Annotated in this window: 13 protein-coding genes and 1 tRNA gene; 6 read left to right on the top strand and 8 right to left on the bottom strand. The window is 63.3% G+C overall.

The window, feature by feature from the left end; genetic code table 11:
* Positions 1 to 3 precede the first annotated feature (3 nt).
* The 4 genes from NKH38_RS19750 to NKH38_RS19735 all read left to right on the top strand — a co-directional run bounded on the left by NKH38_RS19750 (position 4) and on the right by NKH38_RS19735 (position 3792).
* Positions 4 to 915, top strand: coding sequence for a site-specific tyrosine recombinase XerD (locus NKH38_RS19750; protein ID WP_286458628.1), 912 nt, complete (start codon positions 4 to 6; stop codon positions 913 to 915).
* Positions 916 to 1003: 88 nt separating this feature from the next.
* Positions 1004 to 1954: an acetyl-CoA carboxylase carboxyltransferase subunit alpha gene (locus NKH38_RS19745; RefSeq protein WP_023685389.1), complete on the top strand. Its 951-nt coding sequence runs from the start codon at positions 1004 to 1006 to the stop codon at positions 1952 to 1954.
* 233 nt (positions 1955 to 2187) lie between these two features.
* Complete coding sequence (locus NKH38_RS19740) at positions 2188 to 3483, top strand: L,D-transpeptidase family protein (protein ID WP_023714988.1); 1296 nt, start codon at positions 2188 to 2190, stop codon at positions 3481 to 3483.
* Positions 3484 to 3543: 60 nt separating this feature from the next.
* A complete protein-coding gene (locus NKH38_RS19735) occupies positions 3544 to 3792 on the top strand; it encodes a sulfurtransferase TusA family protein (RefSeq protein WP_027050749.1) in 249 nt (82 codons plus the stop codon).
* Positions 3793 to 3804: 12 nt separating this feature from the next.
* Here NKH38_RS19735 and NKH38_RS19730 read toward each other — a convergent pair whose 3' ends face one another.
* Positions 3805 to 4902 (bottom strand): CobW family GTP-binding protein, encoded by a 1098-nt coding sequence (locus NKH38_RS19730; RefSeq protein WP_352762194.1) that lies wholly within the window; start codon positions 4900 to 4902, stop codon positions 3805 to 3807.
* Positions 4903 to 4905: 3 nt separating this feature from the next.
* Positions 4906 to 6084, bottom strand: coding sequence for a D-alanyl-D-alanine carboxypeptidase family protein (locus NKH38_RS19725; protein WP_352762205.1), 1179 nt, complete (start codon positions 6082 to 6084; stop codon positions 4906 to 4908).
* Between the two features lie 233 nt (positions 6085 to 6317).
* Here NKH38_RS19725 and NKH38_RS19720 point away from each other — a divergent pair, with 233 nt between their 5' ends.
* Together NKH38_RS19720 and NKH38_RS19715 are read left to right on the top strand one after the other, a co-directional pair.
* Positions 6318 to 7481: a M20 aminoacylase family protein gene (locus tag NKH38_RS19720; protein ID WP_023699100.1), complete on the top strand. Its 1164-nt coding sequence runs from the start codon at positions 6318 to 6320 to the stop codon at positions 7479 to 7481.
* Positions 7482 to 7587: 106 nt separating this feature from the next.
* Positions 7588 to 7664, top strand: a tRNA-Arg gene (locus NKH38_RS19715).
* Between the two features lie 279 nt (positions 7665 to 7943).
* Here the strand turns inward: NKH38_RS19715 and NKH38_RS19710 are convergent.
* The 6 genes from NKH38_RS19710 to NKH38_RS19685 all read right to left on the bottom strand — a co-directional run bounded on the left by NKH38_RS19710 (position 7944) and on the right by NKH38_RS19685 (position 13794).
* On the bottom strand, positions 7944 to 8354 hold the full coding sequence (locus NKH38_RS19710; RefSeq protein WP_023708223.1) for a TadE/TadG family type IV pilus assembly protein: 411 nt from the start codon (positions 8352 to 8354) through the stop codon (positions 7944 to 7946).
* Positions 8344 to 8775 (bottom strand): TadE/TadG family type IV pilus assembly protein, encoded by a 432-nt coding sequence (locus NKH38_RS19705; RefSeq protein WP_023690708.1) that lies wholly within the window; start codon positions 8773 to 8775, stop codon positions 8344 to 8346. The genes NKH38_RS19710 and NKH38_RS19705 overlap by 11 nt, the downstream gene beginning before the upstream one ends.
* A gap of 4 nt (positions 8776 to 8779) precedes the next feature.
* A complete protein-coding gene (locus NKH38_RS19700) occupies positions 8780 to 9985 on the bottom strand; it encodes a pilus assembly protein TadG-related protein (RefSeq protein WP_348524259.1) in 1206 nt (401 codons plus the stop codon).
* 379 nt (positions 9986 to 10364) lie between these two features.
* Complete coding sequence (locus NKH38_RS19695) at positions 10365 to 11351, bottom strand: methyltransferase (RefSeq protein WP_023727273.1); 987 nt, start codon at positions 11349 to 11351, stop codon at positions 10365 to 10367.
* Positions 11352 to 11587: 236 nt separating this feature from the next.
* Positions 11588 to 12979: a chromate efflux transporter gene (gene chrA, locus NKH38_RS19690; RefSeq protein ID WP_023683940.1), complete on the bottom strand. Its 1392-nt coding sequence runs from the start codon at positions 12977 to 12979 to the stop codon at positions 11588 to 11590.
* The gene (locus tag NKH38_RS19685) at positions 12976 to 13794 is read right to left on the bottom strand and encodes a chromate resistance protein ChrB domain-containing protein (RefSeq protein WP_352762192.1); all 819 of its coding nucleotides are present in this window, start codon (positions 13792 to 13794) and stop codon (positions 12976 to 12978) included. The genes chrA and NKH38_RS19685 overlap by 4 nt, the downstream gene beginning before the upstream one ends.
* Positions 13795 to 13873 lie beyond the last annotated feature (79 nt).

Below are 13873 nucleotides of genomic sequence, written 5' to 3'. Positions count from 1 at the left end.
AACATGAACAGCGCGGCTCGCATCGAAGCCTTTCTCGAGATGATGAGCGCCGAACGCGGTGCCGCTGCAAACACGCTGTCTTCCTACCGCCGTGATCTCGAAGACGCTTCGCAGCAGATTGCCGGCGGGCTTGCCGCTGCCGCCGCAGTCGACATCCGCGCCTATCTCGACGATATCGCGGCGCGCGGCTTTGCGTCGACGTCGCAGGCGCGCAAACTGTCGGCGATCCGCCAGTTCTTCAAGTTCCTCTACGCCGAGGGCTTGCGCGGCGACGACCCGACCGGCACGCTGGACAGTCCGAAAAAGGGCCGGCCGCTGCCCAAGACGATGAGCGAGGCCGATACCGGTCGGCTGCTCGACCGTGCGGCGCTTGAGACAGGCGATGGCGTCAATGGCGACCGGGTGGCGGCACTGCGCCTGCACGCTTTGGTCGAGGTGCTCTATGCCACCGGCCTGCGCGTCTCCGAACTTGTCGGCCTGCCGGTGACCGTCGCCCAGCGCGACGACCGCTTCTTCATGGTGCGCGGCAAGGGCGACAAGGAGCGCATGGTGCCGCTGTCGGCCAAGGCCCGCATGGCGATGCGGGCATGGCTCACGGCCCGGGCGTCGGTGCCGGCTTTCGCCGACAGCCCGTTTCTGTTCCCGGCCGCCGGCGACAGCGGCTTTCTCTCCCGGCAGGTCTTTGCCCGCGACCTCAAAGGCCTTGCCGCGCGGGCCGGCATATCGGCGGCCAAAATTTCGCCGCATGTGCTGCGCCATGCTTTTGCCAGCCATCTCCTGCAGAACGGCGCTGATCTCAGGGCGGTGCAGCAGCTGCTCGGCCACGCCGATATCTCGACCACGCAGATTTACACGCATGTGCTGGAAGAGCGGTTGGTGCGGCTGGTCAACGATCATCATCCGCTTGCCGACTAGGCCTCATATCGCTATGTGAGGGCAACGTGCCCGCGCGGAGCCTACATCTGCGCGATGTTTGCCTTCCGACGCATCGGTCCGCTCAAGAATGTACAATTACCTCGATTTCGAAAAGCCGGTGCAGGACCTTGAACTCAAGATCCTCGAGCTGAAGAAGCTTGCCGAGAATGGCGAGGCGGTCGACGTCGGCGACGAAATCAGCCGGCTCGAGAAGCGCGTGCGCGACGCGCTGCGCGACATCTACAAGGCGCTGACGCCGTGGCAGAAGGTGCAGGTCGCGCGCCACACCGACAGGCCGCATTGCCTCGACTACATCAAGGGTCTGTTCAGCGATTTCACGCCGCTCGCCGGCGACCGCAATTTCGGCGAGGACCAGGCGATCATCGGCGGCTTCGCCCGCTTCCGCGGCGAACCGGTGGCCGTCATCGGCCAGGAAAAGGGCTCCGACACGGCGAGCCGGCTCAAGCACAATTTCGGCTCGGTGCGCCCTGAAGGCTACCGCAAGGCCGTGCGGCTGATGGAACTTGCCGACCGTTTCCAGATCCCACTTCTGACGCTGGTTGACACCGCCGGCGCCTACCCCGGCGTTGGCGCCGAGGAACGCGGCCAGGCTGAAGCCATCGCCCGCTCAACCTCGGCCTGCCTCGGCCTCAAAGTGCCATCGATTTCGGTTGTCATCGGCGAAGGCGGTTCGGGCGGCGCCATTGCGATCGCCACCGCCAACCGCGTCTACATGCTGGAACACGCCATCTATTCGGTGATCTCGCCGGAAGGCGCTGCCTCGATCCTGTGGCGTGACACCACGCGCTCGAAAGATGCGGCGACCAACATGAAGATCACCGCCCAGGACCTTCTGGAAATGAAGATCATCGACGCCATCATTGCCGAGCCGCTCGGCGGCGCCCAGCGCGCGCCCGAAACGGTCATCGCCGCCACCGGCGACCTCATCGCCAAGACGATGAAGGATTTTGCCGGCGCCAACACCGATTTTCGCGAACAGCGCCGCGAAAAATATCTGGCGATGGGCCGCAGCCTCTGATTTTGGCCGGCAGCGCACCGCAATGTGGCGTCAAGGAGCAATTTCGCCACAAAAATGCCGCCGCATTCGGCTCAATAAAAAATCCGTGACACCGGGCGAATTGCGTGGGGGGCGCCGTCCGACGCTTGCGGTAAGGAATTTTCAAGGTTAACGGGCTTAGGGTCCGTCAGTGTTCAGCATGCAGGCCCGGGCGCTATCCGGCCGTGCCGCGAGAAAAAGACATAGCCGTATCCATGTTTACCAAGCTTGCCCGCACTGGACTTCTGATCGCCGCGCTTGGCGTTGCCGGCTGCAACGATTCCTCAATGAAGAATTTTGCGCCGGAAGCCAGCAAGCCGCTGCCGGACAAGATCCTGGCCGACATGAAGGCCAAGGGCATGATCCGCACCTCGTCGGTGATGGCCCGCATCTTCAAGGAAGAAGGCAAGCTCGAAATCTGGAAGGCCAAGACCACCGGCCGCTACGAGATGGTCGCCAGCTACGACATCTGCAAATGGTCGGGCAAGCTCGGCCCGAAATACACCGAGGGCGACCGCCAGGCGCCGGAAGGTTTCTATACGGTCCGCCCGTCGCAGATGAATCCGCGCTCGAACTATCACCTGTCCTTCAACATCGGCTATCCCAACGCCTATGACCGTGCCAATGGCCGCACCGGCGCCAATCTGATGGTGCATGGCGCCTGCTCGTCGTCGGGCTGTTATTCGATGACCGACCCGCAGATCGAGCAGATCTACGCTTTTGGTCGCGATGCCTTCCAGGGCGGCCAGACCGAGTTCCAGATCCAGGCCTTCCCGTTCCGCATGACCGCCGCCAACATGGCGCGCTACCGCAACGACCCGAACTATGAGTTCTGGAAGATGCTGAAGGTCGGTTACGACAATTTCGAGATCACCAAGGTGCCGCCGAAAGTCGATGTCTGCGACAAGCGCTATGTCTTCAACCAGGTGGCGCCCGAGGGCACGACATTCGATCCGACCGGCGCCTGCCCGGCGACCACGCAGCCGGATTCGCTGAAGAGCGCACTCAACGCCTATCAAAGCAGCTATGACGCGGCCTTCACCGGCGCGGTCAAAGCCAGCGTGCCGGCGCCCAAGCCGACCATTGCCGGCATCAAGGAAGCCGCCATCGTTTCCGAATGGTCGAAGCGCCGCGCCCGGGGCGAGCGCGTGCCGATCGAACCGCCGTCGCTGAATTCCGACGGCACGCTGACCGAGACGGCGCGCATGGGCCGCATCGATTCGCCCGCCGGCCGCAAGATGGCGGCGCTGGACGCAGAGAAGGAAGCCAAGCGCAAGGCCGAGGAACAGCGGGTTGCTGCCATCGAGGCTGCGAAAGCCGCCAAGGCCCAGGCACTGGCTGAAAAGCAAGCGGCAAAGGCCCAAGCGCTGGCCGAAAAGGAAGCAGCCAAGCAGGCCCCCCAGCAGCCGGTCGCCACTGCGAGCGTCGAGGCGGCGCCTGCAGAACCGCCGGCGGACGAAAGCCGGATGTCGAAGATCAAGAACAAGCTGCTAGGCATGTTCGGCGGCTGAGGTTTTTCGCCTTGCCGATGCATGTCGCCCAAAAGTGCGCAGCGGTTTTGGGACAAAGACATGCATGAAGACAAACAAACAAATCACACCGCGATCTATGACCTCAAGGGCCTGAACTGCCCCCTGCCCGTTCTCAAGGCGAAAAAACGCCTGGCGGCAATGCAGCCGGGCAGCCGGCTTTGGCTGGAGACCACCGACCCGCTGGCGGTCATCGACATCCCCGCCTTTTGCGCCGACGCTGGCCACCAGCTTGTTGAAACATCAGCCGTCAGCGGCGGCCACCGCTTCCTGGTCGAACGCGGCGCATAGCGAGCCTGACAATCAGCCCCCGGCTATCGCCAGCGGATTGCTCTCCAGCGCCGCGCGATCCGGCGTGTCGATCGACGGCCGGTTGGTGAAGGCGGAAAACAGCCGGCGCACATAATCTTCCGGCATATCGAGCGTGATCAGCACCAGCCTGGTGCCGCGTTGGCCGTCCGGCCAGGCCAGCAGCCGCGCCGGCGGATGCAGGATCTTCTGCACCCCGTGGACGACAAGCGGCCGCGACGGGTCCTCCGCAAGCTCGATGACGCCCTTCATCCGCAAAAGCTTGTCGCCATGCGCAGAACGCAGCAGGTCGAGGAACATCTCGATCGCAGAGAACGGCACCGGCCCATCATGGACCAGCGAGTAGGAGCGCACGCGGGAATCGTGGCGGTGGTGGTGCTCATGTTCGCCGTGGTCATGATGATGGTGGTGCTCATGGGCGGCTTCTTCGCCGAGCCAGCGCCGGACATCGGCGGATTTGGTCGCCGGATTGTAGAGGCCGCAATCGAACAGCGCCGTGACGCCGGTTCGGCCGTCGCCGGCGTCCAGCACCACGGCGCCTGGATTGAGCTGATGGAGTCGCGTTCGCAAAGCATCGACGTCGCCGGGATCGCTGGCCAGATCGACCTTGGTCAGCACGATGCGATCGGCGACCGCCACCTGCTTGACCGCCTCGACATGGCCGTCGAGCGTCGCATTGCCGTTGACCGCGTCGACCAGCGTGATGACGCCATCAAGTCGGAAGGCCTGCACAAGGGCGGGATGCGCCATGATCGACTGCAGCACCGGCGCCGGATCGGCGAGCCCGGTGGTTTCGACGACGACGCGGGCAAGGCGGGCGATACGGCCCGTCTGCAGCCGGTCGACGAGGTCAGCCAGCGTGTCGACCAGTTCGCCGCGCACCGTGCAGCATAGACACCCGTCGGACAGCTGGATGATGCCGTCCGAGGCCTGCTCGACCAGAAGGTGGTCGATCGCCACCTCACCGAATTCGTTGATGATGACGGCCGTGTCGACCAGTGCCGGATCTTTGAGCAGCCGGTTGAGCAATGTCGTCTTGCCGGCGCCGAGGAAGCCGGTGACCACCGTGACGGGTATCGGAAAGCCAGCCATCGCCTAGTTCGCGGCTTTGACCAGCTGGTCGCCCTGCACTGCGGTTGCCTGGCCCACCACGGCCGGTTCGGCGCCCTTTGGCGCCGGAATGTCTGGCCGCCAGCTCGGCAGCGGCACATCGGCGTATTCCTGGCCGCCCTGGTCGAGCATCGCCTTCGGCGCCGGCCCGGTGGCGCCGCCGAGGCCCACGGCAACCAGCGTCGGCACGTGGTCGAGCTTTTCCTGATAGGGCGATTTCGGCACGTCGGCACCCTTCGCGGCCACCGGCGGAGCCGCCTCGGACTGCTCGTGCGGCGCCTTCTTCCTGCAGATCTCATCATGCATGTCGTTGGGTGACATTGTATCGCCATAGGAAGGCATGGCCGCGACCGTGAGCCAGTTCGGGTCGGGCGTGGCAAAGCCCTGGTCGAGCAGCCTGGCGGCGGTCTCGGCACGGCTGATCGCCGATTTTTCGCCGAGCACGACCGCGACCAGCGTGCGGCCATTGCGTGTCGCCGAGCCGATCATGTTGAAGCCCGAGGGACAGACGAACCCGGTTTTCATGCCGTCGGCGCCGGGATAGCGCCCGATCAAGAGATTGTAGTTGGAGATCGCCTTCTTGCCGACGGCAAGGCCTTCGATCGAGAACCAGGGGGCGAATTGCGGGAATTCCTTGCGGATCGCCATCACCAGCAGGGCAAGATCGCGCGCCGTCGTATACTGCTCCGGCGAAAACAGTCCGTTCGGATTGACGAAATGCGTTCCGGTCATGCCGAGCCGCGCCGCCTCCGCATTCATGCGAACGGCGAATCCGGCCTGCGAGCCGCCTATGTTTTCGCCGATGGCCATGGCGATATCGTTGGCCGATTTGACCAGCATCATCTTCAACGCATTGTCGAGCCGCATCACCGAGCCCGGCTTGAAGCCCATCTTGCTCGGCGGTTCGCCCGCCGAATGCTTGGTCACCTTGATCGGTGAATCGAGCTGGACCTCGCCGGCGGCAATCGCCCGGAAGGTGACATAGGCGGTCATCAGCTTGCTCAGCGAAGCGGGATACCAGCGCTTGAATGCGTCCTGGTGCTGCAGAACCTTGCCGCTGTTGAGGTCGAACAGGATCACCGGATTGGCCAAAGCTGGCCCAGCCAGCATGGGTAGCGCCAAGCCGCCCGTTAGCAGTAATTTGAGGATATGGCTGTGCCGCATCATGGAATCCGAAATCGCCTCTTGCCGTAGTCGCCCCTGGCTCCGTAAGATTTCGTTACGCGATGGCCAGCATGACCTGATCCGGCCCTCAATTTCCGGATCACATTGTCTGGGGTGCTATTTACCCTATGTGACGCCAAGATGGCAAAGTGCCAAGATGGCAACAAGCATGGCAATCACAATTGCAATCAAGCAGGCCAGATCGTCTGCTCCAACAGCGAGATGGAACCATTATGCCGATTCTCAACCGCGCCGCCGAGATGCAGGATGAAGTTGCCGGCTGGCGACGCCATCTGCACCAGACGCCAGAACTGAATTTCGATGTCTTCAAGACCGCCGCCTTCGTCACCGAGAAGCTGAAGGAATTCGGCTGCGACGACGTGGTGACGGGCCTCGGCAAGACCGGCGTCGTCGGCATCATCCATGGCCGCAAGGGGCAAGGCGCGACCATCGGCTTGCGCGCCGACATGGACGCGCTGCCGATCAACGAGATCACCGGCAAGCCCTATGCCTCGACCATTCCCGGCAAAATGCATGCCTGCGGCCATGACGGCCATACGGCGATGCTTTTGGGCGCCGCCAAATATCTGACCGAAACGCGCAATTTCGCCGGCTCGGTCGCGGTCATCTTCCAGCCGGCGGAAGAGGGCGGCGGCGGCGGCAACGAGATGGTCAAGGACGGCATGATGGAGCGTTTCGATATTTCGCGCGTCTTTGGCATGCACAACATGCCGGGCCTGCCGGTGGGCCAGTTCGCCATCCGGCCGGGCCCGATCATGGCGGCGACCGCCGAGTTCACCATCACCGTGAAGGGCCGCGGCGGCCATGCGGCGATGCCGCACGGCACGATCGACCCGATCGTCATCACCAGCCAGTTGGTCGGCGCCCTTCAGACGGTCGCTTCGCGCAGCACCGATCCGGTCGAGGCGGTGGTGGTTTCGGTGACGAAGTTCCACGCCGGCGACGCCTACAACGTCATTCCCGAGACCGCCGAGATTGCCGGCACGGTGCGCACACTGAAGAAAGAGATAGCCAAGAAGTCGGAAGAGCGCATCCGCACCATCTGCGAAGGAATAGCCACCGCCTTCGGCGCGACGATCACTGTCGACTATGACGCCAACTATCCCGTGACCTTCAATCATCCGGAAGAAACGGTCTTTGCCGGCGATGTCGCGGCACATGTCGCCGGCGACACCCAGGTCCACCGCGCCATCCAGCCGGTGATGGGCGGCGAAGACTTCTCCTACATGCTGGAAGCCCGACCTGGCGCCTTCATCTTCATCGGCAATGGCGAGACCGCCGGCCTCCATCATCCGGCCTACGACTTCAACGACGAAGTCATACCGCACGGCATGAGCTACTGGGTGAAACTGGCCGAAACGGCGCTGGCAGCCTGACCTGCCCCGACGAAAGGCCGGCCGATTAGCCTTCGGCCGGCCTCTTCATTGCCTTCGGCGAGCCTCTTGGCGAAACGATCGGAAGCGGCTATGTGTCGGGCCGCGTGGTCCCGTAGCTCAGTAGGATAGAGCGGCAGATTCCTAATCTGTAGGTCACAGGTTCGATTCCTGTCGGGATCACCAGCAAGATCAAAGGCTTGGTGACTGAGATAGCCTGTCGGCATGTTGCAGCACTGATGGACTGGTTTTCGGTGATTTTCACGGACGCGACCAAGCAAGCAGCCCGACTTTAGTTCCATAGAAAAAGTCCATCCCTGAGGGTCTCAGGAGCGAGCTTTAAGCATCTACAGCCGCGAAGAGAATCGACCTCTTGCAAGTACAATTCCAGATCGAGCGATGGTTCCCAGTCGATCCGTTACGGTCTGAGTTCGGCGCCGCCAACTCAACGAAGCCGGCCGTATCCTAGCTGGCAACCAGGGGCACCGTGACGGTCGTGGCGTAATTTATCGGATACTGGTCGAAATACGGGAAAGCGATGACGAAGGCATAGCTGGCGGTCAGATGCGCCATCTTGAAACCGCCGCTGGCAGGGTCGGTCGCGATCGTCACAATGACGTTCTTCAGACCCAGGTTCACCAATTTCTGCGTGGCGATGGCCTGGATGTCGCTCTGCGAAAGCGTGTTGTTCAGCTGCAGCGCCCGGGAAGAGGTTTCCAGTGTATAGCGGACGGTCGACACGGCATTCATGGCCCAGCCGAAGGCGAAGATTCCGAACAAAAGCATCACCAGGAAAGGCGCGATCAAGGCGAATTCCAGCCCGGCTGCGCCGGAGCAGTCACGGCGCCACCTGGATCCGATCCTTTCAGCGGACACGGATCACCTGCTGATGACTGATCGCGCGCGGGTCCGGGAAGACACCGAAGTTAAACGGGGGCACCCAGGTGCCCGTCGCCGTTATCTGGACGAAGATTTTCTTTCCGCCGCAGATGGTGGTCTCATCCACGACCGTGGCGCCGCACAAGTAGGAGCGGACCAGCACGACCGCGGCGTCCTCGGGCTTGTCGTTCCAGCTCGAAAGCGCGACCGCCTGCGTCCCGGTGTCATTGGACGCGCCGGCCATCACGAGATTGGCCGCGGTTTTGACGCCCGCGCGCATCTGCAGGTAACTCGTCACGTAGGACCAGCCATCGGCGATGCCGAGGCAGACCAAGCACAGGACGGGCAGCAACATGGCAAACTCCACGGCGGCTATCCCGGATTTGTCCCGGACAATGCGCAAGGTCCGCCCACCCATCCCGCTACTCGACAAGCTGAACGGACAGTGCCGCCGGAATGTCGTCCATCCCGAGGCCTTTGCAGTTCTGCTTGATCGTCGTACTGCCTGACCACTGGATAGTGTCGGCGACGACCTGAGTGCAGCCACCGTTCCCCGAGAAGTTGCCAAGGTAGTTGACCTGCTGCCTGGGAAAATAGATGGCGCCGGTCAAAAGCGAGTCCGCTGTGCCGTTGAAGGTGCTCTGTGCCGCAGTCCCGGTCCTGTCGCCGTAGAACAGCACGCCGGAATAGGCTCCGGAGGTAGGCGCGCTCAGCGTCACCTTGGCGTTGCCGTTCATGCTGACGGTGTTGCTGCCGGCCATGAAGATGGTTACCCCGCTGCCGGCGACGACCGCGTTGGCGTTGACCTTCATACCGCCCTGCACGACGTAGACGCCGGGCTGCAGGGTGACGTTGCCGCTGAGGCTCATGCCGCTACAGTAGGTGCCAGGCTGGAGTGTTTGCGACGTCTTGTTGCCGTTGACATTCTTGCAAGGGTTGCCTGCTGTCGGCGTCGCCAAGCCGGAGAAAGGATCGGCTGCCGGCAAGGCTCGGGTGATGTTGGACTTGCAGACCGTGGTCGCTGGATTGTTCAGCACCATGCCGCCGACCGTGATCAGGCAGTCGGCCTTGAGCACAGCCGAGCCCTGCGTCTTTATGGCGTCCGAGGCAATCGAGTCCGACATGACCGAACAGCCGGTGAGGTTGACGGTGGTGTTGCCGGAAAAGAGCGCAGCCTGGGAGGCCGAGGGACTGAGCGCCAGCACACAAGCCTTGGAGGCGTCATTGATCAGCGCCACCGCCCTTGCCTGTTCGGCAACGGGCGCCTGGTTGAAAATCGCCGTGAAGTAGCGATCGAGATTCTGCTTGACGATGACCTCTACCGCCTTCTTCGCGGTGTTCGGGCCGGACAATGGCGGCGTGTTGACCTGGATCGTGCCCGGCGTGGCAAAATTGTTCGAGGTCGCGGACTGCGTGGCGGCGGCAATGATGGTCGGGTTATCGGAACCCGCGACTTTCTCGAGCGCACCGGCATAGGCCGCGGCATCGGCAACGGCCTGCAGCTTAAGGCTGCTGTAATACCAGAAGGATGTCTCCACACCGAGGCCGGCGCCGCCGACCACGACCGGCAAGGTGAAGGCAACGATGACGGCAACGTTACCGTTCGTGGCGCGCCTTAGGCGGCTCAAAGCAAACCAAATCCGGGTGAACGCGTTGGATGCCATATGTATTAGAAACCACGAATAGATAAACGAATGTCTAAAAACTCCATTCCGATTCGACGTAGTCGAACGGGCTAGCTAGGCGCAAGTTGCAGCGACCGCGCAACATCCTGTCGGAGGTTCCGCCCCAATCGACGAATGCGAAATATGCCGCTATCCCGAACTTTGTTGTCGACCAAGTGACATTTAAATGCCCCCTCTGCGAAGAAGCTATCGAGAAGACAGGGGACACCGCGCTGCCGGTAAGGGGAAAGATCGGCTCACGCCGCCTCAGGAACTTTGTGCAATCCGTCCGGGGCTGGCTCTGAGGGCCACACACGCCCGAAACCAACCACTCCAGCCACGATCAGTCCGTGAGGCGCCCACGAAACAACGTGGTGCCGTCGGTCAGCTGCGACCTGGAGATATCCCGGAACCCAGCCCCGGCCATCCACCCGCGATACTGACCTTCCGTGTACGATTCGCCCGCGCGGTAAAGGTTCAGGAAGGTGAGATTGAGAAAGACACCCTCAGGCGGGCCGAGACGGTCGTCATCGACGACACCCCACCCCGCAATTGCGATCTCGCCTCCTTGGGTGAGGCAACGCGCCGCGTTCAGGATCGAACTGCGCGCCTGGTCCGGCGGCAGGACCTGGACGACAGCCTTCAGGATTGCCAAGTCATGCCGGCCGGTCGATGGCGCGACCGTTATGTCGCCTTCTTCGACAACCACATCGCCGGCACCGTATTCCGACAGGATCGCTGGTGCGACCGCCGCGACCGTCGGGAGTTCCATCAAAGTCGCTGCAATATGCGGCCATCGCTCGCGAAGACCGACCAGAATGGTCCCGGCGCCGCCGCCGATGTCGATCACCGAACTGACCGCCGAGAAGTCCAGTTCACGGGCGAGATTTCGGCCGAAAATCACCCCTCCCGGTGCGAGCATGCGGCTGAAGGCCGCTGCGGATTCTGGCCCCGCTTCGGAAAAGTCGTGCAGCGCGGCCGGCCGATTCTGCCGCAGCGACTCTGCGGTCAAAAGGTCGGCTCCCCAGAGTTCGCGCAGCAGCACATGATCGCCGCCGCGATAGGTCGGCTTGGACGCGTCAAGAAACTCCGACGCTTCGGCTCCGTTGCGAAACTGACCATCCTCGACGTCGAGGAGACCGATGCTGGCGAGCGCGTAGAGGAGCCGCGACAGACGAGCGGGCTCGACTTTGAGCGCTGCCCCAAGGCTGTCGGCAGTCGCAGCATCGCCGCCGAGCCAGGTGAAGATGCCAAGGTCCAGCCCGGCACGAAGCGCCAAGGCGGGGGGCACCCCTGCGATCAGCTTGTCGATCCGATCGGAATCCACCATGTCATATCCCGTTGTGCGATCCAGGATCGACTTTGAACAGCTCGGCCAACCTCGTCAAATCAGTTCGCCAGCGCGCCGCTCTCCGCGTCGAGCAGGTTCAGCTTGGCGGATCGGGTTCGACGTAAAGCGTATCTCCGGGGCCAGCGCTGATCCTACCAGCGCCCGCGACCGTTGTGCGCCGGCCCGGCATACCTCAAAAATCCGGCTGTGATGATGGCTGGTCGCGCCTTCGGACGCTACGCAGGCAAGGCCAGCAGCGCCAGTCCGGCCAGCGCCGAGCCGGCCAATGTCGGCAGCATGCCGATCCTCAGTTTCAGCATGGCGACCATGGCGGCCGCCGCCAGCAGCGCGGCGCGCCAATCCAGCGACGACAGCACCGGTAGCTCCATCCCAAGACCAAAACGGTGCACCGCGCCGAAGACGACATGCAGTGCGAACCACAGCGCAAGGTTCATCACCACGCCGACCACAGCCGCCGTGATCGCACTCAGCGCCGCCGACAGCGCCTTGTTGCCGCGCAGCGCCTCGATGTAGGGGGCACCCAGAAAGATCCAGAAGAAGCACGGCACGAACGTCACCCAGAGCGTCAGCAATGCGCCGAGCGATCCGGCCACAAGCGGTCCCATCGCACCGGCGTGACGATAGGCGGCGACGAAGCCGACGAACTGCAGCACCAGGATCAATGGTCCCGGCGTCGTCTCGGCCAGACCAAGCCCATCGACCATTTCACCCGGCGCCAGCCAGCCGAACGAGGTCACCGCTGCCTGCGCGACATAGGAGAGCGCAGCGTAGGCGCCGCCGAATGTGACCACCGCCATCAGGCTGAAGAAGCCGCCAAGCTGTGCCCAAACACTGGCAGGGCCGGTCAGCGCCAGGATCAGTACGACCGGCCCGAGCCAGATCGGCAGCCAGATCGCGATGGTGCGCGGCGCGTGCCATTTCGTCGGCTTGGTGTGAGCGAGGTCGCCGCGTTCGAACATGACGTCGACGGCGCCCCTGACATCGGGCAAATTGTCCTTGCCGCGTGCGGCTCCGGAAAAACGCGCCGGTGCCAGGCGGTTGCCGATCCAGCCGGTCAGCCCTGCAACCAGGATGATCAGCGGAAACGGCAGCCTGATGACATAGATGGCAAGGAACGCGGCCACCGCGATCGCCATCATCACCCGGTTCTTGAGCGCCCGTTTGCCGATGCGGAGGACCGCCTCGACGACGACGGCCAGCACCGCCGCCTTGATGCCGAAAAACAGCGCCTCGATGACGGGCGCATCATTGTAAAGCACGTAGAAGATGCTGAGGCCCAGCATGACAAACGCACCGGGCAGCACGAACAGGATGCCGGCAACGAGGCCGCCGGCGGTCCGGTGCAGCAGCCAGCCGATATAGATGGCGAGCTGCTGTGCCTCGGGGCCTGGCAGAAGCATGCAGTAGTTGAGCGCATGCAGGAACCGCTGCTCGCCGATCCAGCGGCGATCCTCGACCAATTCCTTGTGCATCAGCGCGATCTGTCCGGCCGGCCCGCCGAAGGAGAGCAGGCCGATCCTTGCCCACAGTTTCGCGGCTTGGCGGAAGGTCGGGACGATCGGAGCCTCGGTAGCCTGTGCATCGTCGTCCGCGGCGAGGGCGCTCATGGCGCTTTGCCCGCGCTGGGCCAATTGTGGGTTTCGTCAGTGGCATCGCGGCACCATCTGAAGAACGCATCGTAGAGCAGCATGCCGGCATCAAGCTGTTCGAGATCGTCGCGGAACATGCGCGACAGCCCGAGCGATGCAGCGAGGAACCCGGCCGCCTGCGGTACGAGATCGAGGCGCGCCGTATCGGCTGCACGCACGATCAGCGCAAGGCGATCGAGCGCTTCGGACCGCAACCCGAACTCTTCGATCATCGTGTCGAAGGTGCAGCGCTCGCCGCGATGGCTCCAGAACACGTCGTCGATGTCGAAGGCAACCGCCCCAAACCGATCGGCGGCCGCCAGCACTTCAGACGGCTCGACAAACAGGAACACCGCCGAGGGATCGACGAAGCGGCGGATCAGCCAGGGACAGGCGATGCGGTCGACCTTGGGGCGGGCACGCGTCACCCAGACCGTGCGGCCCTTGTCGTCGCGGGGCGGTATCTTGTCGGCCTTGACCAGAACCCCCTTGGCCGCCTGCCACGCCTCGAAGCCGCCTTCAAGGGATTCGGCAGCAATGCCCTCATGGCGCAGCCATGCGGCAACGCCTTGCGAAAGCTTCAGCCCCTTCTGGCAGATGACGACAGCATGAGCCCCCGTGAATTCGGCAGCCCAGTTCGAAACAGACTTGAAGTCGCGCCGGCACGAGGCCGGAAGCAGGCGCGGATCGGCGTCGTAGTCTTCGTCGATGCGGACATCGACAAGAACAGGCGCGTCGGACAGACCGACAAGGCGGGAAAGCTGCGCTACGGTGATTGCGGTTGTTGACGGCATGGCGTCCACCTCCAGCGTGAGAGTTTGGACGCGATCATTGGGCTGACGCCTCACGGGGTCGTCGCGAAGGAACCCCTTG

Source organism: Mesorhizobium sp. M1078, assembly GCF_040318615.1.
Taxonomy (GTDB): domain Bacteria; phylum Pseudomonadota; class Alphaproteobacteria; order Rhizobiales; family Rhizobiaceae; genus Mesorhizobium.
The sequence above is the reverse complement of the archived record's forward strand: the minus strand, read 5'-3'. Positions and strand labels throughout refer to the sequence as shown.